The organism is Bradyrhizobium macuxiense (assembly GCF_007993935.1).
In the GTDB taxonomy this organism is placed as follows: domain Bacteria; phylum Pseudomonadota; class Alphaproteobacteria; order Rhizobiales; family Xanthobacteraceae; genus Bradyrhizobium; species Bradyrhizobium macuxiense_A.
In genome coordinates this window covers 357,395-378,499 of the sequence record NZ_VITY01000008.1, presented here as the reverse complement: position 1 = coordinate 378,499, position 21,105 = coordinate 357,395, and the positions used below count along the sequence as shown (strand labels likewise).

Annotated in this window: 18 protein-coding genes; 12 read left to right on the top strand and 6 right to left on the bottom strand. The window is 65.1% G+C overall.

Annotated elements, in window-relative coordinates; genetic code table 11:
• Window positions 1–79 precede the first annotated feature (79 nt).
• From FBZ93_RS22800 to FBZ93_RS22775, 6 genes are all read right to left on the bottom strand, one after another.
• Entirely contained in the window at window positions 80–1,576 is a 1,497-nt protein-coding gene (locus tag FBZ93_RS22800) for a sugar ABC transporter ATP-binding protein (RefSeq protein ID WP_146988637.1), read from the bottom strand.
• Entirely contained in the window at window positions 1,573–2,670 is a 1,098-nt protein-coding gene (locus FBZ93_RS22795; RefSeq protein ID WP_167529171.1) for a hypothetical protein, read from the bottom strand. The genes FBZ93_RS22800 and FBZ93_RS22795 overlap by 4 nt, the downstream gene beginning before the upstream one ends.
• Window positions 2,667–4,790 carry an ABC transporter permease gene (locus FBZ93_RS22790; RefSeq protein ID WP_146988635.1) on the bottom strand — a complete coding sequence of 708 codons (2,124 nt, stop codon included), beginning with the start codon at window positions 4,788–4,790 and terminating at the stop codon, window positions 2,667–2,669. The genes FBZ93_RS22795 and FBZ93_RS22790 overlap by 4 nt, the downstream gene beginning before the upstream one ends.
• A 71-nt stretch (window positions 4,791–4,861) precedes the next feature.
• A complete protein-coding gene (locus FBZ93_RS22785; RefSeq protein WP_074126795.1) occupies window positions 4,862–5,878 on the bottom strand; it encodes a sugar ABC transporter substrate-binding protein in 1,017 nt (338 codons plus the stop codon).
• 41 nt (window positions 5,879–5,919) lie between these two features.
• Window positions 5,920–6,891 carry an ABC transporter permease gene (locus FBZ93_RS22780; RefSeq protein ID WP_074126794.1) on the bottom strand — a complete coding sequence of 324 codons (972 nt, stop codon included), beginning with the start codon at window positions 6,889–6,891 and terminating at the stop codon, window positions 5,920–5,922.
• Between the two features lie 20 nt (window positions 6,892–6,911).
• Window positions 6,912–7,619, bottom strand: a complete 708-nt coding sequence (locus FBZ93_RS22775; RefSeq protein ID WP_167529170.1) for a TetR/AcrR family transcriptional regulator — start codon at window positions 7,617–7,619, stop codon at window positions 6,912–6,914.
• A gap of 419 nt (window positions 7,620–8,038) precedes the next feature.
• On the opposite strand from FBZ93_RS22775, the gene FBZ93_RS22770 reads away from it, so the two are divergent.
• The 12 genes from FBZ93_RS22770 (at window position 8,039) to FBZ93_RS22715 (ending at window position 21,097) form a co-directional block, all read left to right on the top strand.
• Window positions 8,039–8,809 carry an STN domain-containing protein gene (locus FBZ93_RS22770; RefSeq protein WP_146988631.1) on the top strand — a complete coding sequence of 257 codons (771 nt, stop codon included), beginning with the start codon at window positions 8,039–8,041 and terminating at the stop codon, window positions 8,807–8,809.
• Entirely contained in the window at window positions 8,806–9,534 is a 729-nt protein-coding gene (locus FBZ93_RS22765) for an energy transducer TonB family protein (protein ID WP_146988629.1), read from the top strand. The genes FBZ93_RS22770 and FBZ93_RS22765 overlap by 4 nt, the downstream gene beginning before the upstream one ends.
• A gap of 190 nt (window positions 9,535–9,724) precedes the next feature.
• Window positions 9,725–10,267 (top strand): RNA polymerase sigma factor, encoded by a 543-nt coding sequence (locus FBZ93_RS22760; RefSeq protein WP_146988627.1) that lies wholly within the window; start codon window positions 9,725–9,727, stop codon window positions 10,265–10,267.
• A 462-nt stretch (window positions 10,268–10,729) separates the two neighbouring features.
• A complete protein-coding gene (locus FBZ93_RS22755; protein ID WP_146988625.1) occupies window positions 10,730–11,713 on the top strand; it encodes a FecR family protein in 984 nt (327 codons plus the stop codon).
• Window positions 11,714–11,977: 264 nt separating this feature from the next.
• Window positions 11,978–13,645, top strand: coding sequence for a ShlB/FhaC/HecB family hemolysin secretion/activation protein (locus tag FBZ93_RS22750; RefSeq protein WP_246667602.1), 1,668 nt, complete (start codon window positions 11,978–11,980; stop codon window positions 13,643–13,645).
• A 5-nt stretch (window positions 13,646–13,650) separates the two neighbouring features.
• Window positions 13,651–15,678: a DUF2341 domain-containing protein gene (locus FBZ93_RS22745; protein ID WP_146988776.1), complete on the top strand. Its 2,028-nt coding sequence runs from the start codon at window positions 13,651–13,653 to the stop codon at window positions 15,676–15,678.
• Between the two features lie 5 nt (window positions 15,679–15,683).
• Window positions 15,684–16,088, top strand: coding sequence for an ExbD/TolR family protein (locus FBZ93_RS22740; RefSeq protein ID WP_024578845.1), 405 nt, complete (start codon window positions 15,684–15,686; stop codon window positions 16,086–16,088).
• A 19-nt stretch (window positions 16,089–16,107) separates the two neighbouring features.
• Complete coding sequence (locus FBZ93_RS22735) at window positions 16,108–16,653, top strand: hypothetical protein (RefSeq protein ID WP_246667601.1); 546 nt, start codon at window positions 16,108–16,110, stop codon at window positions 16,651–16,653.
• On the top strand, window positions 16,650–17,468 hold the full coding sequence (locus tag FBZ93_RS22730; RefSeq protein WP_246667600.1) for a TonB C-terminal domain-containing protein: 819 nt from the start codon (window positions 16,650–16,652) through the stop codon (window positions 17,466–17,468). Before FBZ93_RS22735 ends, FBZ93_RS22730 begins: the two co-directional genes overlap by 4 nt.
• Window positions 17,469–17,541: 73 nt before the next feature.
• The gene (locus tag FBZ93_RS22725; RefSeq protein ID WP_146988621.1) at window positions 17,542–19,452 is read left to right on the top strand and encodes a putative porin; all 1,911 of its coding nucleotides are present in this window, start codon (window positions 17,542–17,544) and stop codon (window positions 19,450–19,452) included.
• 2 nt (window positions 19,453–19,454) lie between these two features.
• Window positions 19,455–20,048 (top strand): hypothetical protein, encoded by a 594-nt coding sequence (locus FBZ93_RS22720; RefSeq protein ID WP_074131824.1) that lies wholly within the window; start codon window positions 19,455–19,457, stop codon window positions 20,046–20,048.
• Complete coding sequence (locus FBZ93_RS22715) at window positions 20,045–21,097, top strand: peptidylprolyl isomerase (RefSeq protein WP_146988619.1); 1,053 nt, start codon at window positions 20,045–20,047, stop codon at window positions 21,095–21,097. The genes FBZ93_RS22720 and FBZ93_RS22715 overlap by 4 nt, the downstream gene beginning before the upstream one ends.
• The last annotated feature ends 8 nt before the right edge of the window (window positions 21,098–21,105 follow it).

Sequence of the window (21,105 nt, the reverse complement as noted above, 5' to 3'; positions counted from 1 at the left end):
CATCGGGCTCGCGGTGACGCCGATGACGCGTTTCGCGTAGCGTCCTGGCTGGTCTACCGGCCGGTGGAGCGCCCGATGATCAATGGATCGCCGCGTACATGATCTTCTCCTCGGTGGCTTCGAGCGCGGAGAATTCCTCGACCACCTTGCCCTGGCGCGAGACCAGGATGCGGTCGGAGAGCGCCATGATCTCGGGCAAATAGGACGAGATCACCACCACCGCCTTGCCCTCGTCGGCGAGCTGGTTGATCAGCTCGTGGATCTCGACGATGGCGCCGACGTCGACGCCGCGTGTCGGCTCGTCGAAGATGATCAGCTCGGGCTCCTGCACCAGGGATTTCGCGATCACCACCTTCTGCTGGTTGCCGCCTGACAGCTCGACCACCTTGGCCTCGTCGCCGATGGCGCGGACCTTGAGCCGCTGGATCCAGCTCTTGCCCACTGTGTTGGTCTCGCGCCGCGACAGCATCATCCGCCCGCCGGGAAACTTCGACAGCAGGCCGAGATAGATGTTGCGGGCAATCGAGGCGGTCTCGAAGAAGCCCTCGACCTTGCGATCCTCGGTCACATAGGCGATGCCGGCCTTGACGGCCGGCGCCGGAACCCGGTAGCGCACCGGCTTGTCATGCAGCAGGATCTCGCCGCCGTGGAAGAAGTCGCGCTTCAAGACGCCGGATACGATCTTGAAGGTCTCGGTGCGGCCCGCGCCGACCAGGCCGAACACTCCGGTGATCTGGCCGGCAAACACCGACAGCGAATTGTTCTTCACCATCGGCGCCATCTTCAGATTCTGCACCGTGAGCACGCGGGCGCCGGCCGGCCGGACGCTGGCCTTCCGCGCGCCGTACAGCGTGTTCGAGAGGTCGCGGCCCACCATCGCCTGCACGATCGCGGCGCGGTCGAATTTCGCCGCGTCATCGGTGATGACGTGCTTGCCGTCGCGCAGCACGGTGATCCGGTCCGCGAGCAGCAGGGCCTCTTCCAGCGCGTGTGAGATGAAGACGATCGAGACGCCGCGCTTCTTGAGGTCGCGGACCAGGTCGAAGAAGTACTTCTTCTCCTCCGGTGTCAGCGATGCGGTCGGCTCGTCGAAAATGATGACCTTGGCCTTGTGCAGGACGGCGCGGGCGATTTCCACCATCTGCTTCTTGGCGGCGCCGAGCCCGCTCACGGTCGCGGTCGGTGTCACGTCGAAATTGAGTGATTGCAGGAATTGCTGGGCGGCGATGTAGATGCCGCGCAGCCGGTTGTAGAATTTCTCCTGCCCGAGAAACAGATTCTGCGCGACCGTCATGGTCGGCACCAGGCTGTTCTCCTGGAACACCATGGCGATGCCGAGATTGCGCGCCTCGAGCGGCGTGCGCGGCGCGACGTCGGAGCCGTCGACCGTCATGCTGCCCGAGGTCAATGTCACGACGCCGGCCATCACCTTGGTCAGCGTCGATTTGCCGGCGCCGTTCTCGCCGACCAGCGCGTGGATCTCGCCGCGGCGAAGGTCGAAGTCGACGCCTTCGATGGCGGGCACGCCGGCGTAGAGCTTGGTGGCCTTGCGCAGGGACAGCACGGTGTCGCTCATGAGCCGACCTCCTCGGCAAGCCCTGCGAGGGCCAGTTTCAGCACGCGGCCCGGTCCCTTGGCGATCAGCACGAGGTCGCCGCCGAGCTCGAGCGCCGCGACGACGCCGTGGTTGATGCCGTCGACCCGGCTGTGCAGCGAATAGAGCGGCTTGCCGTCTTCGCCGAGCCGGATCACGAGGCCGTAGGAGCGCGGCGGCGCCCATGGCTTGATGACGCCCATCGTCTTGATGTGCGCGCCCTGCATCGGCTCCTTGAACGAGAAGCCCGAGCGCAGCCGCGGCGCCACCCAATAGGCCGGGTCGATCTCGGCCATCATGCGGCGCCGGTACGCCGGCTCGCGCAGCACGAATTCGATCAACTGGGTGCGGGCGGTGAACGCGGTGAGCCAATAGCCGCCGCCCGCGGCCTTCGACAGCCGCGACGGATAGACCGGCAGGTGGCCCAGCACGATCTGCGGCGCCTTGCCATCCGTGACGAGGACGAGACGATGCCGCCAGCTCTCGCTGACCAGCACGCCATCGCCGCGCGCGCAGGCGCCGAAGGCGTAGCCGAGCTTTGCGGCCAGCGGCTTCACCGATCGGGTCTTGGGATCGAGCCGGAACACACGGCCGCTTCGATTCAGCTCCATCAGGTCGCGCGCCCAATCGTCGACGCCGCAGGTCGCCGAGCCGTCGGTGGCGATCAAGGTCCCGTCACCCGCCGACGCCAGCGCGTTGATCGCATTGAAGGCAGCGTCGCTGAATGTCACGCTCGGCTCGCCGGAGACGGGATTGGCGTAGAGGCGCACCTCGCGGCCGCCAAGCGCGACCGCGATGCCGCCGTCGGCAAGCGCGCAGAGCGCCGAGATCGGCTGCTCGAAGCTGCGCAGCTCGACAGCTGTGCTGCCGTCGAGCCGCAGCAGGCGCCGGCCGTCGGCGACATAAAGGTTGCGGCCGTCGGTTGCGAGGTCCTCGGGCGCCTCGCATTCCAGCAAGGTGGTCGCGGCTTCAAGCTTTTGATTTGGCTTGAGCGCGCCGTCGAACGACGGCACGGTGATGGTGGCCTCGCCACGGCCGAGAAAGCGGTTGGCGAATTCCCTGACGGCCGCGATCACGACGCCTTCCCCCAGCGCTTGTCGTACTGCACGAAGTTCGGGTCGGCGTTCTCCAGCTTGTAGCGGCCGATCCGGTTGTTCATGATGCCGCCGAGATAAAGATAGCCGCGATGCTCGCGCATCGAGGTGATCATCGGATGGTTCTCGCCGCGCAGGTCCCAGAACGATTCGAGGATCTTGCCCTGCTCGTTGAACTTGACGACGCAGCCGGTGTTGATGTTCGGGAATAGCCATTCGTCGACCGGCACGCGCTTGGCCATGCGGCGGCGGAAGCCCGGCATCTTCCAGGCAAGGTCGAGCGAGGGGCTGCGCATGCCGACCAGCGCCAGCCAGTAATTGCCGTCGGAGGCGAGATTGATGTTGTCGGGATAGCCCGGCAGATTGTCCATCACCACCTCGACCTGGCCCTTCTTCGGCCCCGCGAACCACAGCCGCTTGATCGAGCAGCCGAAGGTTTCGGCGAACAGGATCGATCGGCCGTCGCTGGCGACGCAGATGCCGTTGGGGAATTTGAGGCCGCGCAGCGCGGTATGCGTGGCACCGGTCTTGGTGTCGTAGCAGATGATGCGGCCGTTGCCGCGCGCCTCGAGGCCGTCGATCGGCCATTCATCCATCTCGTACCGGACGGTTGCTTCCGAGAAGAAGATCAGGCCGTCGTCGGTGATGTCGAGGTCGTCGGCCAGCCGCAGTCGGCTGTCGTCGTTCACCGAATGCATGCTGCGGTTGGTCTCGTCGGTCGCCTTCTCGACGGTGCCATCGGGCTTGATGCGGTAGAGGCCCATGCCGCCGATGCAGACATAGAGATTGTCCTGGCGGTCGAAGGCCATGCCAAGCGGCTGGCCGCCGATATGGGCGAACACCTCCATCCGCTGATAGTCGGGGGCGAAGAAGCGCATGATGTCGCCATGGCGCGAGCCGGCGTAGAGATTGTTGTGGCGATCGAGGATCACGTCCTCCGGCGCCTCGATGCGGCCGAGCCCGATCAGTTCGACGTCGCGCAGCTTGTCGTTCTGCTCGAACGGGCCGCCCCGGCCGATCTCGGTGGCCGGCGGCGGCGGCAACGCGTGATAGGTCGGCGCGACATAGACCTTGCTGATGATGCGGGTGCGGTTCTTCTGCCAGCGGATGTCGACCATGGCGGCCACGAGCAGGATGCCCGCGAGCGCCATCCGGTTGATGCCGCCGCGCGCGTTCAGCGTGGTCAGGCCGTTGGTGATGAGAAGCACGATCAGCACGCCGACCAGCGATTTGGCGACCGAGCCCTTGCCGCCGCCGAGCGTGATGCCGCCGAGCACGGTCGCGGTCAGCACGATCACCTCGAGGCCGACACCGATGTCGCCGCCGACGGTGCCGAGGCGCGCGGCAAAGAACAGCGCGGCGATGCTGGTCAGCGCACCGCTGGCGACATAGCACAGCGCGATGGTACGGCGAACCGGAATGCCGGAATTATAGGCCGAGCGGCGCGAGCCGCCGATCGCGGTGATGTGCCAGCCCGGGCGCAGCCGGGTCATGAAGATATGGCCGAAGATCGCGATCGCGATATAGACCAAGGCGACGCTCGGAATGCCGAACACGTCGCCGCCGCCGATGAAATTCCAGGACGGGATGTCGGGAAACGCCGCGGCGATCGAGTTGGAGTAGCGCTGGATCAACAGATCGAACGCCGAGCGGTAGATGATCAGGGTGATCAGCGTGGTGATGAAGGCGCGTAGCCGCAAGTATCCGATCAGAACGCCGTTGACGGCGCCGAGCAGCGCGCCGCAGGCAAGGGTGGCCACGACAACCGCCGGCACCGGCCAGTTCAGCACGTCGAGCAGATAGAGCGCGCAGAAATCCGTCAGCGCGAAGATCGAGCCGACCGACAGATCGATGCCGCCGACGATGACGACCAACGCCATGCCGAGCCCGATGAAGCCGATCTCGCCGGCCTGCCGTGCGGTATCGGCAAGGCTCGACGGCGACAGGAAATGATCGATGGAGCGGCTGAGCGCGAAGCCGACGATCAGGAGCAGGATCACCGGAATTGCGGTCTCGGTCCAACGCTTGGACAGGATCTCGCCGAGGAGATGATCCGGCCAGTAGCGGTAACGCAGGCTCGTCAAGGTGTCGCGCATCGGCATTCCAGCAAGGCTTCGATTTTCTGAGATTGACGTCCCGGGGGGCGCCCGGGACGTCAAGCGGAGTGGCCGGGTTATTTCTTCAGGTCACTGAGATTCCAGCACGCGGTCTGGCTGTCCGCATTCTCCTTGGTGATCGGAATCAGCGTGGTGTACTCCGAACCCTTGATCGAGCCGGCCTTGGCGCCCGACGACAGCAGCCATTTGATGGTGCCGGCCATCTGTGCGGCCTGGGTCGGCACGTCGTAGCTCAAGTTGAGGTCGAAGGCGCCGGACTTGACGAGTTCGCAGGCGCCCTTGCGCTCGCCGCCGCCGGAGGTGGCGACGAACACCTTGCCGGTCAGGCCGGCTTCCTTCACTGCGGCCGCGGTGCCGATATCCATGCCGTCCCAGAAGCCGACGATGCCGCAGAGATCAGGATTCTGCTTCAGCACCGTCTGGGTAATCGCCTTGGCTTTCGCGGCATCCCAGTCGGCGGCCTGGCTCGAGACCACCTTGATCTCCGGATGCTTGGCGAGCACGTTCTCGACGCCCTTGAGCGTGTAGGCGCTGGCGGCCGCCGAGAGCGCGCCCTGCACGACGGCGATCTTGTTCGACTTGCCCTGGCAGGCCTTGACCACGGCTTCGGTGTCCTTCTCGCCGATCTCGATCCAGTTGGCGCCGACGAAGGCCGAAGAGCGATAGGCTGATCCCATGTTGATCTGGATCACGTAGATGCCTTCGTTCTCGGCGCGTTGCAGCAGCTTGGCGTAGGTCTGCACGTCCGGATTGTGGATCACCATCACGGCCGGCTTCTCCGAGATCAGCGAGGTCACCGCCTGCGCGCCGGCATTGGTGTTCCAGTTGGGATCGCGGATCTCGAACTTGACGCCGAACGGCTCGAGCTCCTTCTTCATGCCGGCGTACCAGCCTTCGGTGAGGTCGAAGTTCATGGCGACCGGAACGTAGGCCACCGTCTTGCCGGCGAGCGACTCCTTGAACGGCTTCTGGAACGGCTCGTCCAGGCCCTGCTGGGCCAGAGCCGGTGCGGCGATGGCCGCGAGGCCGAGCGCTGCGGCGATCACCTTTGCAGTCCTGACAGCGTATTTCATTGCTTCCTCCTTGGTCGTGATTGATCGTTCTTGGACTTGGTTCAGATGTCGCCCTGCTGTGCCGTTTCTTCGTTGCGCGGATTCAGGAATGAATCCGTGATGACGGCGAGCAGCAGGACGACACCCTTGACGAGGTTTTGTCCGGCGTAGGAGATGTCCATGATGGTCATGCCGTTCAGCATGGTGCCGATCAGCAGCGTGCCGATGATGACGTTGAGCACGCCGCCGCGGCCGCCCGACAGGCCGATGCCGCCGAGCACCACGACGAGGATGACGTCGTAGATCAGGGTCGAATTGAAGACGCGGGTCGGCATCGAGTTGACGGACGCTGCCATCACCAGGCCCGCAAAGCAGCCGATCAGCGCCGCGACGACATATTGCAGCACGATGATCGGGCGTGACGGGATGCCGGTGACGCGAGCCGCGTAGGGATTGTCGCCGATCGCGTAGATATAGGCGCCCCAGCGCGTCTGGCGCAGTAGGAAGGCGACCACCACGCAGGCGATCGCGAACATCACGATCGAGGTCGGGATGCCGAGGATGGTGCCCTGTCCGAGCCGCTCGAAGCCCTTCATGCCGTCACTCCACTGCACGACGTCGAGCTGAAACAGCGCGGCCTGCCCGAGGCCGGCGAGCAGCAGGCCGGTTGCCAGTGTCGCAAACAGCGAAGGGACCTCGGCATAGGCAATCAGCCAGCCATTGACCAGACCGAAGGCGATCGTGAGCAGCACGGCGGTCAGCAGCGAGGCCGGCAGCGAGTGGCCGTTCTGCACCATCTGCAGCACCAGCCCCGGAGGGACCGCGAGGGCTGCGATCAGCGAGATGTCGATGCCGCGGCCGATCACGACGATCGCCATGGCGAGCCCGAGGATGCCGAGCACCGCGACGTTCTGCAGCAGCGTCAGCATGTTCTCGGGCGTGAGGAAGCCGCGCAGGAAAATCGAGAACGCCAGGAACAGCACGGCAAAGACGGCGAAGACGATCTCCTGTTGATTGAATCGCAATCGCTTCATTGCCTCGTCCTTCCCTAGGGCTATGGGTGCGCCGTCTGCCTGGATTTGCTGCGCGAGCCGGTCGCGATGCGGCCGGGCCGCGTCTTGCCGGCGACCGCGGCGTCGGCGAACGTGCTGACGGCGTTGATGTAGGTTTCGATCGAGGTGCCGCGCCGGCGGTATTTCGCGCGCTTGACGTACCAGTCCTGCAGCAGCGGCTTGATCAGCGAGGCGGTCAGCGTGACCTGATCGATCGCGAACGCGCCGCTGGCGACGCCCTGCTTGAGGACGCCGGCGATGATCTTCTCGGTCATCACCTCCATCTCGATGGCACGCTGGCGCTCCGCGGGCGGAAACGACTTCGCTTCCATGAAGCAGAACACGAACCAGGGCTGCATCGCCTCGCTCATGCGGACATGGGTGGCGATGATCCAGTGCAGATGCTTGCGCGCATCCTGCTTGACGTCGGCGGGCGGTTGGTTGAGGACCTCCGCCACCGTCTCGGCGACCTCGCCGAGGATCATCGACAGCAGCGTCGGCTTGCTGTCGAAATAGGTGTAGAGGCCGCCCATGCTGAGGCCGGAGGCTTCCGCGAGCTGGCGCAGCGTGGTGGCGTGAAAGCCGTGCTTGTTGGAAAGCGTCAGCGTGGCGCCGATGATGCGCGTGAGGTTCGGAACGGCGAGATGCGGTTTCTGGACTCGAACGGAATCCCGATGCCGTTCGAGGATGCGTGCGCAAAGCACGTCCATAGCGAACGCATTCGTCCCCGGCCGCTGACGCGCGAGACCCACGTTGCCTCCCTGGCTATGTTCCCGGACCATTTCATTTTGTTGCCGGTCCAGGCTGGGCTTTTACGCCCTTGCCTAATTCCTAGCCCACGAACCGGCGTTCGGAAAAGGGGGATGAGCAAATTTTCTGAGAGAGCGCTCGCTCGTTTTTTTGTCGCGCCGCACCGCTCGCCCCGAGCTCGGCGCCGCTGCTGCGATGCTCGGGAACTTTTCACGCTGAAAGGTCAGCACAAATTTCCGGCAGCCTGCCGGCCGGATTGCCGGTTAGACGGCCGTCACATTCCAGATATAAAGAACGCAGGTTCGCTGGCCGGAAGCCTAACCCGCACAGACATGCTGGCCGAATTTCACCCGCGGTCACTTTGGGCCGAAGCAAGGTTATGACGGCAGTTGGATCATATGGTGCACGCGCGGGCGCTTCGATCAGCGCCAACGCTCCGGGGGCCTCCGCAACGCCGCGGTATCTGTTCGGGATTTGTGCCGCGCTGCTGATCGGCAGCATCTGCGCGGTTGCCGCGCAGCAGCACGTGACGGTTGCCGCATCGGCGCCGATCGAGTTCAACATCCCAGCCCAGCAGCTTGCCGGCGCGCTCCAGGCCTATGGCGAGCGAACCGGCGTGCAGGTGCTCTATGAGAGCAATTCTGCAACCGGCCGGAAGTCGACGTCGGTCGAAGGCAGCCTCACGCCGGAGGATGCACTGAACCTGCTGCTGACGGGAACCGACCTGAAGGTCCAGTATATTCGTCCGGATGCCATCACCCTCGCGTCGCGCAGCGTGCGCACCGACCATCCGCCGGCGAGCCCGCTTGCGACCGCGGATCTGTCGCTCGGCACGCTGCAGGTGCGGGCGAGCAGCGACGGCAACGACGCCGGCGCGCTGCGCGACTACAGCGAGAGCCTGCAGTTCGACATTCAAAAGGCGTTGCAGAAGAATATCGGGTCGCGCGGCGGCAGCTATCAGCTCGTTGTCGATCTGTGGATCGATCCCTCGCGCACGATCCAGCGAACCCAGCTGTTGCGCTCGACCGGCGATCAGAACCGCGATGCAGCCGTGACCGCGGCGCTGCAAGGACTGACCGTCAGCCGAACGACCCCCGCGAACGCCTCGCAGCCGGTGCGGATCGCGATCCGGGTGAAATCGTTCCAATGAGCGCCAACGACACCAGCGGACCCGGCGGCGCGCGCGGCATGAGGCCGATGACGCTGCTGTTCCATCCCGAGGATCCGAACGCGTGGACTTCGGGTGAGATCCTGCGCCTGCTGCTGGTGCCGGCCATCGCGACGCTGCTGTTCGTCGGAGGAATCTACTGGATCCGGCTGCAACCGCCGGCTGGGCCGGCAAGCCGGGAGCAGAGCTCGATCGTCCAGGTTCGGCTGCTGCCGAGCCCATCGCCCGCGCCGATCCCGGTTGCTCCGGTGTCGCAGCCGCAAACCGCGACGCTCGCGAGCCGGACCGAGGTGTCGCTGGAGAGCTCGGATCCGCCGATCGACAATCTGACCGCGGCCCCGGCGCGGGAGCCGATGCCGGCGGAGCCGGCCGTGCCGAGCCTGCGTCCGACGCCGTCGCCTGCCGATGCGCCGCCCAACAGTGTCGCGGTGAAGTTTCAGCAGACGCTGCTTCGTCATGTCGCGCGCTACCAGCGCTATCCGAATGCGGCGCGGCTCGGGCGGCTGCACGGGGCGGTCGAGACGCTGTTCTCCATGCAGCGGAACGGCACGCTGCTTGAAGTCTGGGTCAAGACCAGTTCTGGACAGGCCGTGCTCGACAAGGCGGCCGTCGACGCGATCCGGCGGGCGCAGCCGCTGCCGTCGATCCCGTCGGCGCTGCCCGACCGGCTCAATATCCAGATCACCCTGGTGTTCGACCCGGCCTGATCCGATCGCGGCACCGTCGGCCTGCTGCGCCGGTTCATTGTTTGGATGTGACCGCGGTGCACCAGCTTGCGTGTCGTTCGGTGTCGACTTGTTGCCGTCATAAATGTGTTGTGCCAGGCCGTTACGAGATTGGCAGCTTCAAGAACAATGCAATCTGGATATCAGGCTGGTGTCTGGGAGGCCGCGAAACGTGGCTGAAATCAATCGAGTGCGGCTGCGGGGCCAGCTGGCAGACAATTACGACGGGCTCGTCAAGAAATTGACCCGCCGTCTGGGATCGTCGGACTTCGCGTACGAGGCCCTGCACGAGACATTCCTGCGGCTGGAGCGGGTCACGGACGCAGTGCCGATCCGCAGCCCCGCCGACTATATATTCCGCATCGCGATCAACATCGCGCGGGATCGCCAGAAGGCGCAGAATCTCCGCGTCAGCGCGGCCGAAATCGATTCATTGCTTGATGTGAGTGACGACGGACCAGGCCCGGCGAGAATCGTCGAGGCGCGATCCGATATTGATGCCTTCAAGCGGGCGTTGGCCGAATTGCCGGAGCGGCCGCGCGATGTACTTTATAGTATTACGATCGAGGGACGGACGCCGCACGATGTGGCGACCCGTCTCGGCGTCAGCGTGCGAACGGTGGAAAGCGATTTGAAGCTGGCCTTGAGCCACTGCGCCCATTGCCTCGACTATACTTTGATCCGTCGTCTCGGCGGTCCTCGTCCCCGTTCGTGATCGAATTCGCCGCGGCCGTGACGCGCGCAGTCAACGCGCAACGCGCCGTCGAAATTTATTGCGCGGAACTATTTCCAACGCCTGCAATCGCTTGACCAGAAGTCAGGGGTCACAAGCTGCAGGATTTTCGACCTCTGTTCTGCGGGATAGCAGGCTTTCCGTCGTCTATAGAGTAGAGAGCGATCGCATAAGGACCGTTTGGGTGCCTGGGAAAGGTTCGCTGGAAGTGTTGAGCCGCTTGAAAACAGGTTCAGACCCGATCGGTCCGGCAGGCAGTCGCCGCGCTGCCATGTCGTGCGCGATGCTGCGCGAGCTGCGATTGCCGGATGTTTCTGCCTGCGTTGTGCGCAACAGCCGATTGCGGTGCCCTGCTGCCGTCGGAATCGTCTATATAGCGACCTTCGCTATGTGCTCGACGCGTGGAGGTTGAGGTTTGGCGAGCAGGGTGATGAGCGATCCGTCGTGACCGAGCCGACCCGCACTTCCGGGCCCGATCCGTTGCTGGATGAGGCGCTTGACTGGGTTGTTCGGCTGAAAGCCGGTGCGCCGACACGCGCCGACGTCGATGCTTTGCAACGCTGGCGCGCGCAAAGTCCTGACCACGAGGATGCGTTCAGGAGGGCGGCCCGGCTGTTTCGCAGCGCCGGCGTCGCGGCGAAGGAGCTTGCCGAAGAACAGGCCGCAACCGCTTCGGTCGTGGCGTTGCCGCCCCGGTCGTCGCGCCTGTTGACGCGCCGCATCGTGCTCGGTGGCGCGATTGCGGCTGCGGCCGGCTACATGATGATCCGTCCGCCACTCGACATGTGGCCGTCGATCGACGAGCTCTCGGCTGACTACCGGACCGGAAAGGGCGAACAGCGCAAGGTGATGCTGGCGCCCGACATTTCGGTTGAATTGAACACCCAGACCAGCCTGGCGCTACGGCCCGCGCCGAACGAGACGCGGGTCGAACTGATTTCGGGCGAGGCCTCGGTGGTCGCGCGAAGGTCGTCGTCGACGCCGCTGGTGATGCTGGCGCGGGACGGACGTATCAGTGCGCTGCAGGCCGATTTCAACGCGCGCTGCCTCGATGGCGTCGTTTCGGTGACGTGCCTCGACGGCATCGTCACCGTCGAGCAAGACGGCCACTCCGTGCAGCTCCGCAAGGCCGAACAGGTCAGCTACTCGCGCGCGGGTTTGCAGGCATCGCTTCCGGTCGACGCCAAGCAGGTCGCGGCCTGGCAGACCGGATTGTTGATCTTCCGCGACCGGCCGCTGGCGAGCGTCGTCGACGAGGTGAACCGGTACCGGGCCGGAAAGATCATCATCACCAACGCGGAACTGAAGCGCCGGCTCGTCAACGGCACATTCCAGGTCGACAAGCTCGACAATTTCGTCGCGCAGGTCGAGCAGCTGTTCGGCGCGCGGATCACATCGCTGCCTGGCGGTGTGGTGCTGATGAGCTGACTAAAGTCGAACGAATCGACGCAGCGCCGCTCGACTTCCTAACAAACCAAAAATTTATTCCGCGACGCCGCAGATTCTTTTGCGGGTTTGCGTTCGCCCAGACGTCTTCTGAGTAAGGCGTCGTCATCGCGGCCTTCCAGTCGCGATGGCGCGCGTCTGCGCGAACTAAGTGGGACGTCTGTGCGTAGTCGAAGACATCATTGGGTTTCTGGGCATCGTCCGCGATGTCGGGTCGGGTTGCTTGTGTCGGCTGCGGCACTCACCGTGGCTGGCTCCGTAACAGCCGTCGCTCCGGCGCATGCGGCGAAGGAAGCAGCGAAGGATTCTGCTGCCGCCGCGCCGGCAGCGGGCAAGCGGCCGGCCCAGGCGAATGCGCCGGCGCAAAAGCCGCCGGCGCCGCTGCAGCGCTTCGACATCGACGACTTTGCCGTACAGGGCGCCGAAAAGCTGCCGCAGGTCGAGATCGAGGAGGCGATCTACCCGTTCCTCGGTCCGGGCAAGACTTCGGAAGACGTCGAGAAGGCGCGGGCCGCGCTGGAGAAGGCGTATCACGACAAGGGTTTCCAGACAGTCAGCGTCGCGGTCCCGCAGCAGAACGTCACCGGCGGCGTGGTCACCCTCAAGGTGACCGAACTGAAGGTCGGGCGGCTGCGGGTGAAGAACTCGCGCTATTTCGATCTCGACCGGATCAAGGACAGTGCGCCTTCGCTGAAGGAAGGCAGCGTTCCGAATTTCACCGATGTCACCAAGGACATCGTGTCGCTCAACCAGTGGCCGGATCGCCGCGTCACCCCGGCGCTGCGTGCCGGCGTGGCGCCGGGCACCGTCGACGTCGACCTCAACGTCGAGGACAAGGCGCCGTTCCACGCCAGCCTCGAAGCCAACAATCGGCAATCGCCGTCGACCACGGCGAGCCGCGTCTCCGCCACCGTGCACTATGACAATCTGTGGCAGCTCGGTCATTCCTTGAGCTTCACCTATCAGGTTGCGCCGGAACGTCCGAGCGATGCCGAGGTGTTCTCCGGCTCCTACATGGCGCGGATCCCGAACGCCGATTGGCTCAATCTGCTGTTCTACGGCGTCAAGTCGAACAGCAATGTCGCGACCATCGGCGGCACCAACGTGGTCGGTCCGGGCATGATCATCGGCGAGCGAGCCGTGATCACCCTGCCGACGCGCGAAGGCCTGTTCCACACGCTGTCGGTCGGCGTCGACTACAAGCATTTCGACCAGACCGTGAAGCTCGGCACCGACGGCTTCTCGTCGCCGGTCACTTATTATCCTGTCGTCGCGAGCTATGGCGCGACGTTCCAGGAAGAGAAGTTCACGACGCAGTTCAATGCCGGCGTCACCTACAACATCCGGACGCTGAGCAGCCCGTGGGACGAGTTCGACGCGAAACGCTTCAAGGCTTCGCCGAGCTTCACCCACCTCAACCTCGACGTCTCGCATACCCAGGAGCTGCCGGAAGGTTTCCAGCTCTACGGCAAGGTGCAGGGGCAGATCGCCGACGGTCCGCTGGTCTCGAGCGAGCAGTTCAGCCTCGGCGGTCTCGATACCGTTCGCGGCTACCTCGAGTCTGAGGTGCTCGGCGACAACGGTGCGGTCGCCAATTTCGAGCTGCGCACGCCCAATGTCGGCAGCATGCTGCAAGGCGAGCTCAAGAGCGAAACCGGCGACGGCAAGCCGCGCTTCGTCACCTTCAACGATTGGCGCTTCTTCACGTTCATGGACGGCGGGTACGCGTCGATTCAGCAGCCGCTTCCGGGGCAGGAGTCGTCATTCGTCGCATGGAGCTACGGCGTCGGCACGCGATTCAAGACGCTCGAATATTTCAACGGCATGGTCGCGTTTTCGGTGCCGGGCGTTACTCAAGCATACACGCACGCCAATAGTCCGCGCGTGAACTTCCGAATCTGGGGTGAATTCTGATGGGGATGGATCTTACTCTCGAGCGACGCACGCGCCGGCCGGCGCTGCGCCGAGGTATTGCGAACGTCGCGACGGCATTGTTGTTCGGGCTCGTCGCCCTGCTGACGACGCTCGCACCGGCAAATGCCTGGTGGAACGACGAATGGTCGCTGCGCAAGAAGATCACGGTCGACGTCAGCGCGTCGGGCGCCAACGTCACCGATCCGATCGGGGCGACGCCGGTGCTGGTGCGGCTGCATGTCGGCAATTTCCGCTTCAGCGCGGCGAAGGACGACGGCAGCGATCTGCGATTCGTCGCCGGTGACGACAAGACGCCGCTGAAGCATCACATCGAGAAGTTCGACTCGCTGCTCGGCGAAGGCTTGGTCTGGGTTGCGGTGCCGAACATCGCACCGGGCGCGCGGACCGATATCTGGCTCTATTACGGCAACAAGAAAGCGCTCGCGACCAGCGACCCCAAGGGAACCTACGATCCGGACACCCTGACGGTCTATCACTTCAACGAGCGCGGCACGCCGGCGATCGATTCCTCGGTTTGGGCCAACAACGCGCAAAGCGTCGGCCAGCCGGCGGATGGCTCGCTGATCGGAACCGGGCTGCGGCTCGACGGCCGCGCGCCGGTGACCGTGCCGGCCTCGCCGTCGCTCGCATCGCCTGATGGCGCCGCGCTGACCTGGTCGGCCTGGATCAAGCCGGCCGCGCTGCAGCCGAATGCTGCGCTGTTCAGCCGGCGTGATGGCGCCAACGCGCTGGTGATCGGTGTCGACAATGGCAGCCCGTTCGTTGAAGTCACCAAGGCGGGCGCCGTGCAGCGCTCGACCGCCGGAGCGCCGGTCGCGGCCGGCAGCTGGCATCACGTCGCCGTGGTTGCGGCAAACGGCCAGGTCACGCTCTATCTCGACGGCGCATCCTACGCCGCGCTCAGCGCGAGCCTGCCGGCTCTCAATACTGTTGGCCTGATCGGAGGGGATTCGTCGACCTCCGCTTCTCCGATCGCGCCTGCGACGGCCCCGTCCGCAGCAACACCGTCAGTGCCCCCTGATGCGTCGGCTGCGGACGGTGGCGCCGCGCCTGCGGCGACGCCGGATGCGGCGGCAACGCCGGCACCGGCGCCGGCTGCCGCAATGGCCGGCTTTGTCGGCGACATCGACGAGCTGCAGATCAGCAAGGTCGCGCGGCCCGCCGGGCTCATCAAGGTGATGGCGATCGGGCAGGGGCCGGACCAGGCCAAGCTGATGGCCTTCAGCGTCGATGAAGAGACCGCAAGCTGGCTGTCCGGCTACTTCGCGGTGATCCTGAAGTCGGTGACGCTCGACGGCTGGGTGGTGATCGGCATTCTTCTGATCATGGCCGCGATCAGCTGGGTGGTGATGATCGACAAGGCCTCGTATCTCAACAAGCAGGCCAGGGCGAATGCCCAGTTCATGAAGGGCTTCCGCGAGATCGCCGCCGATCTCACCATGCTGGATCGCGGCGACGCCGACGACGTCTCGACGCTGGGCGGACGCCTCACCGAAGCCGACGCCAAGATGATGCGCTCGTCCTCGCTCTACCGCATCTACCACATCGGCGCCGCGGAAATCCGTCATCGCTTCAGCAACTCGCAGCGCGCTCCGGTGCTGTCGGCAGTCTCGATCGCGGCGATCCGCGCGGCGCTCGATAGCGGCGTCGTCAAGGAGATGCAGCGGCTCAACCGCCTGATGGTGGTGCTGACCATCGCGATCTCCGGCGGTCCGTTCCTCGGCCTGCTCGGCACCGTGGTCGGCGTCATGATCACCTTCGCGGCGATCGCGGCGAGCGGCGACGTCAACGTCAACGCGATCGCACCCGGCATCGCCGCGGCGCTGGTGGCAACCGTCGCCGGTCTCGGCGTCGCGATCCCGGCGCTGTTCGGCTACAACTACCTGATCTCCCGGATCAAGGACCTGACCAACGACATTCAGGTCTTCGTCGACGAGTTCGTGACCAAGATGGCGGAATTCTATTCCGCCGACCGGCCGGACCCGATCGAACACCGCATCGCCGCGGAGTAACGGCGATGCAGATCCAGGCCGATTCCAAGCCCTATGACGACATCAACATCACGCCGATGTTGGACCTCGCCTACGTGCTGCTGGTGATCTTCATCATCATGACGACCGCGACCGTGCAGGGGCAGAAGGTCAATCTGCCGAAGGCCTCGGCAGCGCCAAGCCTTGCGACCCAGACCACCAAGGCGATCACGGTCGCCAATGACGGCAAGATCTTCCTCGACACGATCCCGGTCACGCTGCCCGAGCTCGAGCAGCGGCTGGTGCAGCAGAAGGCGCTGACGCCGGAATTTCCCGTGGTGCTGCGCGGCGACGCGCAGGCGCAGTATCAGAGCGTGATGGATGTGTTCGACCTGCTCAGCCGCATCGGCCTGAGCCAGGTCGGTCTTGCCACCAAGCCGCTCGTGAAGTGAGCCGGCCGGAAGCGACGCCATGATCACCAAGCCAGCACCCTTCCCACTGACCGAGCGCAGGACGCTGCGGTCGTGGCTGAGCAGCATGACGCGGTCGTCCGATCAAGGTTGCGATCACGGCTGCGGTGCCGCGGAAGTCACGCGCGCCGAGCCGGTGTCGCAGGCGTCGATCCGCGCCGGTATCGGCGAAGGGCTCCCGCTGGCGCCGGTCGCCGCGGACTTGCGCGAGGAACCGCGCGGCGAGGTGGTGGCATTTCCGCTTCACGGCGAGGCGCTGCTGGTCAAGCTCGCGGATGCGTTGCGCCGGTACGTCGCCGGCCGCGAGCCCGCCGACGATCCATTGTGGCTGACGATCTCGCGCTGCCCGTGGGCCCGCCTCTCGATCGATGCGTCGGCCTATGTGGACTATTTGAGCGAGATCGAGACCTTTCACGCCGCGATCGAAGCAGGCCCCGACACCAAGGTCATCCTGAAGACCACGGATTTCGGCGCGCTCGCGAGCTTCGTCACGCAGTACGTCAATGACAGGTTGCGCGATCGCGCCTCGGTGGAGGCCGCGCCATGAACGCGCCGATGCGGGACCAGAACGCGCAGGCCGCGCGCGCAACGCCGCCGGCCGATGAACACGAGGCAGCCGCGGCGCCCGCACCTGCCGCGGCGCCGACGCCCGCCCGCAACAGCACGGCCGCCCGGAAGGGCGAGCGCAGTGTGCTGCTGCGTTACGGTGCTGTTGTGGCGGTGATCGCGCTGTTCCTTGGCGGCATCGTCTATTTCTTCCTCGGCCACGACGATATGCCGCCGCCGCGCCAGGTGCGCGATCTCACCATCGTCAATGTGACGCTGCCGCCGCCACCTCCGCCTCCGCCGCCACCGCCGCAGCCCGAGCAGAAGATGATCGAGCAGCCCAAGATGGCGGAGCCCGAGTTCAAGGAAGAGAAGCCGGTCGACAAGCCGAAGGACGAGCCGGCCAAGGAGGCCAAGAACGACGAGCCGCCCGGTCCGCTGTCGCTCGACGCCAAGCCGACCGGACCCGGCGATCTGTTCAATCTCGGCGGCAAGCCCGGCGGCAGCCCGTATGGCGGTGGCGGCGGAGGCGGCAGCCGCTTCGGCTGGTACGCCACCATCATCACCTCGCAGATCGAGGCCGCGATCCGCGCCAATCCGAAGACGCGCAACATGGCGACGCAGATCCAGGTGCGGCTGTGGGTGGACGGCTCCGGCCACATCACCCGCGTCGTCCTGACGCCGTCGTCCGGCAGTCCGGAGGTCGATGCGGCGCTCCGCAACGAGGTGATCGGCCAGCTCACGCTGCGCGAGCCGCCGCCCAAGGACATGCCGATGCCGGTGGTCACACGCGTCACCGCGCGGCGGCCGAGCTGACGATCAACCGACGACCAACCTACGAACGACCAACCTGCGAACTTCAATTGTGCGAGTGAGAACTGGGGGACTGATGTTTAAGAAACGAGCTCACGCAGAATGGCGCGCGTTGCCGCTTGCGGTGTCGCTGGGCGCGCTTGCCTGCGCAACGCCGGCCGTGGGCCAGACCGCGGACCAGGCTGCCGACCAGGCTCCCGCCGCCGCGGCGAAGCGCACCGATGCCAAGACCGATGTCAAGAAGCCGAAAGTGTCGAGCACCAAGCCGACATCGTCGAACGCCACCGTCAACCTCGTCAATCTGCTGGTGCAGCAGGGCGTCCTCAAGGAGGAGCAGGCCCAGGCGCTGATCAAGCAGGCCGAGGACGAAGCCTATGTCTCCCGCCAGGCCGCCAAGGACGCCACGGCCAAGGCCGACGACGCCACCAAGGCCGCAACCGCGGCCGCCGCGGCGGCGCAGCCGCCCGGCACAAGGCACGTCACCTACGTTCCCGAAGTCGTCAAAAGACAGTTACGGGAAGAGATTAAGCAGGAGGTGATGGCCAAGGCGCAGAAAGAAAACTGGGCGTCGCCCGGAACCTATCCCGAATGGGCGCAACGCATCCGCTTCTACGGCGATGCGCGCGTGCGCTATCAGGGCAATTATTTCCCTGCTGGCAACGACCAGGCCGGTGCTGCCAACTACAACGCGATCAATTCCGGCCCGCCCTATGACATCTCGAGCACCACGTTCGGGCCGACCTACGACGCCACGCAGGATCGCAACCAGTTCCGGTTCCGCGGCCGGCTCGGCATGGAAGCGGATCTGCTTTACGGGTTCTCGGCCGGCCTGCGCATTGCGACCGGCGAGAACAGCTCGCCGGTGTCGACCAACCAGACCCTTGGCGGAGGCGCGGGCAACTTCTCGAAGTATGGCGTCTGGCTCGACCGCGGCTACATCAACTGGCAGACGTGGGGCGACGATCTCAGGATCTCCGCAGGCCGTATCGACAATCCATTCTGGTCGCCGACCGATCTCGTCTGGTACCGGGAGCTCGGCTTCGACGGCTTCGCCGTTCAGGCCAAGCACGAGGTGTGGGAAGGCTTCACGCCGTTCGTGGTGGGCGGTGCGTTCCCGATCTACAACACCGATTTCAACGCCGGCAACAATCTGCCGGTCGATCCGAACAATCTGAATTCACCGCCGAGCAAGTTTCCGAGCCACGACAAATGGCTGTTCGGAGGCCAGGTCGGTTTCAACGCCCGCTTCAGCCCGGAATACTCATTCCGCTTCGGCGTCGCGTTCTACGATTTCGACAACGTTCAGGGCCAGTTCTCGAGCCCTTGCCGGGTCTCGTCGGCATCTGACGTCTGCGATACTGACCTGACGCGGCCGGGCTTCGCGCAGAAGGGCAACACCTATTTCCCGCTGCGTCAGATCATCGCCGATCCGATCGGGACGGGTAACAATGGCGGCCAGATCAATCAGTTCGAGTACTTCGGACTGGTCAGCCAGTATCGCCCGGTGGTCGTCAGCGGGCAGCTCGATCTCGGACATTTCCATCCGACCCACATCGTGCTCGACGGCGAGTACGTCAACAACACGGCGTTCAGCCGCTCTGCCATGAACGCCGCGGCCGCAACCTACGGCGTGCTGATGAACAATCGCGGGCCGAGCCCGGATGGCGGCACCACGCCCGGCGCATTCAACGGCGGCAATCAGGGCTGGCTCGGTCGTGTCACCGTCGGCAACAGGGAGATCAAGCATCTCTGGGATTGGAACGTCCACGCCGGCTACAAATACCTGGAATCCGACGCCACCATCGATGCCTTCGCGGACTCCGACTTCGGTCTCGGCGGCACCAACCTCAAGGGCTATTTCGTCGGCGGCAATATCGGCCTCGGCGAGAATGTCTGGGCGACCTTGCGCTGGATGAGCGCCAACAGCATCGCCGGCAGCCCCTATGCCGTCGACGTCCTGCAAGTCGACCTCAACGCGAAGTTCTGACCATGCGCATCGCACTCTTTGTCCTGATGATGGTGGTCGGAGCGCTGAGCTCCGGCACCGCGTTCGCCCAGTCCGAGACCGACCGCCTGCGCGAGGCCCTGCGCAGCGCGACGGCGCAGACCCGTGCGCTGGAAGACCAGCGCACGGCGATGCAAGCCAAGATCGCCGACGCCGATCGCGAAAAGGCGGCGGCCAAGAAGGAGGTCGACGACCTCAAGGCGCAGCTGAAGAAGGCCGACAAGGAACATCGCGAGGCGGTCGACGAGTTCAATCAGCGGCTCGCCGAACGCGATGAGACACTGGAGAAGTGGAAGTCGGCCTATGAGGAGGCGGCCACCGTCGCCCGCACCAAGGACGCCGAGCGCGCCAAGTTCGAAGGCGAGGCCACCGCCTACAAGGCCAGCACCAAGAGCTGCATCGCCAAGAACACCCAACTGGTCAAGGCCGGCAAGGAGATGGTGCAGCGCTACAAGGACCTGACCATCGGCGAGATCGTGGTGTCGCGCGAGCCGATGATTCAGCAGCGCCGGGTCGAAATCCAGAACCAGCTGCAGGAAAGCCAGGACAAGTTCCTCGATCAGAAGGTGAATCCATGACGACCGCCATTCTCGTGAAGCCGCTTCGCTCGATCGGCCTCGCCGCCGTCGTCGCAACCTTCGTTGCGCCGATCGATGCACCGGCGCAGGTCCAGACACAGGCTCCCGCGCCGCGCACTACGCAGGCTCCGGTCAGGAAACCGCAGCCGCAGCCCGCGGCGCAGGCGCAAGCCGCCGCCACGCCCGCGCCGGCTCCGGTCGCGGCCGCGCCGAAGCCCGCCGCCGCTCCGGAGAATGTCATCGCCCGCGTCGGCGAGACCAATATCTCGGCCGACGATCTGCGCAGCTATGTCGCAGCGCTTGCGCCGCGCGAGCAGGCTGCGCTCGCCAAGGATCCGGCCATGCTCAGCCAGGCGGTCCGGCTGCTGCTTGCCAACCGCCTCGTGCTGCAAGAGGCGGTGGCGAAGAAGTGGGATCAGCAACCGGCCATCGCGGCGCAGCTGGAGCGGGCCCGCGAGGGCGCGGTGGTCGAGCTCTATCTGCAATCGGTGTCGACGCCGCCGGCGAACTTCCCGAGCGAGGACGATCTGCAAAAGGTCTATGAGGCCAATCGCGCCGCATTCCTGATGCCGCGGCAATTCCAGCTCTCGCAGATCTTCATCGCCGCTCCGAAGGAGGGCGACAAGGCCGCCGAGGACAAGGCCAGGCAAGAACTCGACGACGTGCAGCGCAAGCTGAAGGCGCCGGGAGCCGACTTCGCGGCGATCGCGCGCGGCGACAACAACGCCGCCAAGGATGCCGGCGACCTCGGATGGGTTGCCGAGACCCAGATCCGTCCGGAGATCCGCAGCCAGGTGATAGGGCTCGCCAAGAACAGCGTGTCCGAGCCGATCAAGCTCGACGACGGCTGGCACATCATCAAGCTGATCGACACCAAGGCGTCCTACACCCGCACCTTGCCGGAAGTGCGCGACCAGCTGGTGCTGCAGATCCGCTCCGAGCGGTCGAACATGATGCGGCGAGCCTATCTCGCCGAGCTGCTGAAGCAGCATCCGCCCGTCCTCAACGAACTTGCGCTGTCGAGCCTGCTCGACGCATCGAAGAAGTAATACGGAGA

What these genes read in the sequence shown, in the direction of transcription:
- FBZ93_RS22770 (WP_146988631.1), top strand. Translation starts at nt 8,039, where the DNA reads ATGACGGCAGTTGGATCATATGGTGCACGCGCGGGCGCTTCGATCAGC.
- FBZ93_RS22745 (WP_146988776.1), top strand. Translation starts at nt 13,651, where the DNA reads ATGGATCTTACTCTCGAGCGACGCACGCGCCGGCCGGCGCTGCGCCGA.
- FBZ93_RS22780 (WP_074126794.1), bottom strand. Translation starts at nt 6,891, where the DNA reads ATGAAGCGATTGCGATTCAATCAACAGGAGATCGTCTTCGCCGTCTTT.
- FBZ93_RS22730 (WP_246667600.1), top strand. Translation starts at nt 16,650, where the DNA reads ATGAACGCGCCGATGCGGGACCAGAACGCGCAGGCCGCGCGCGCAACG.
- FBZ93_RS22715 (WP_146988619.1), top strand. Translation starts at nt 20,045, where the DNA reads ATGACGACCGCCATTCTCGTGAAGCCGCTTCGCTCGATCGGCCTCGCC.
- FBZ93_RS22765 (WP_146988629.1), top strand. Translation starts at nt 8,806, where the DNA reads ATGAGCGCCAACGACACCAGCGGACCCGGCGGCGCGCGCGGCATGAGG.
- FBZ93_RS22800 (WP_146988637.1), bottom strand. Translation starts at nt 1,576, where the DNA reads ATGAGCGACACCGTGCTGTCCCTGCGCAAGGCCACCAAGCTCTACGCC.
- FBZ93_RS22740 (WP_024578845.1), top strand. Translation starts at nt 15,684, where the DNA reads ATGCAGATCCAGGCCGATTCCAAGCCCTATGACGACATCAACATCACG.
- FBZ93_RS22725 (WP_146988621.1), top strand. Translation starts at nt 17,542, where the DNA reads ATGTTTAAGAAACGAGCTCACGCAGAATGGCGCGCGTTGCCGCTTGCG.
- FBZ93_RS22790 (WP_146988635.1), bottom strand. Translation starts at nt 4,790, where the DNA reads ATGCCGATGCGCGACACCTTGACGAGCCTGCGTTACCGCTACTGGCCG.
- FBZ93_RS22785 (WP_074126795.1), bottom strand. Translation starts at nt 5,878, where the DNA reads ATGAAATACGCTGTCAGGACTGCAAAGGTGATCGCCGCAGCGCTCGGC.
- FBZ93_RS22735 (WP_246667601.1), top strand. Translation starts at nt 16,108, where the DNA reads ATGATCACCAAGCCAGCACCCTTCCCACTGACCGAGCGCAGGACGCTG.
- FBZ93_RS22775 (WP_167529170.1), bottom strand. Translation starts at nt 7,619, where the DNA reads ATGGACGTGCTTTGCGCACGCATCCTCGAACGGCATCGGGATTCCGTT.
- FBZ93_RS22720 (WP_074131824.1), top strand. Translation starts at nt 19,455, where the DNA reads ATGCGCATCGCACTCTTTGTCCTGATGATGGTGGTCGGAGCGCTGAGC.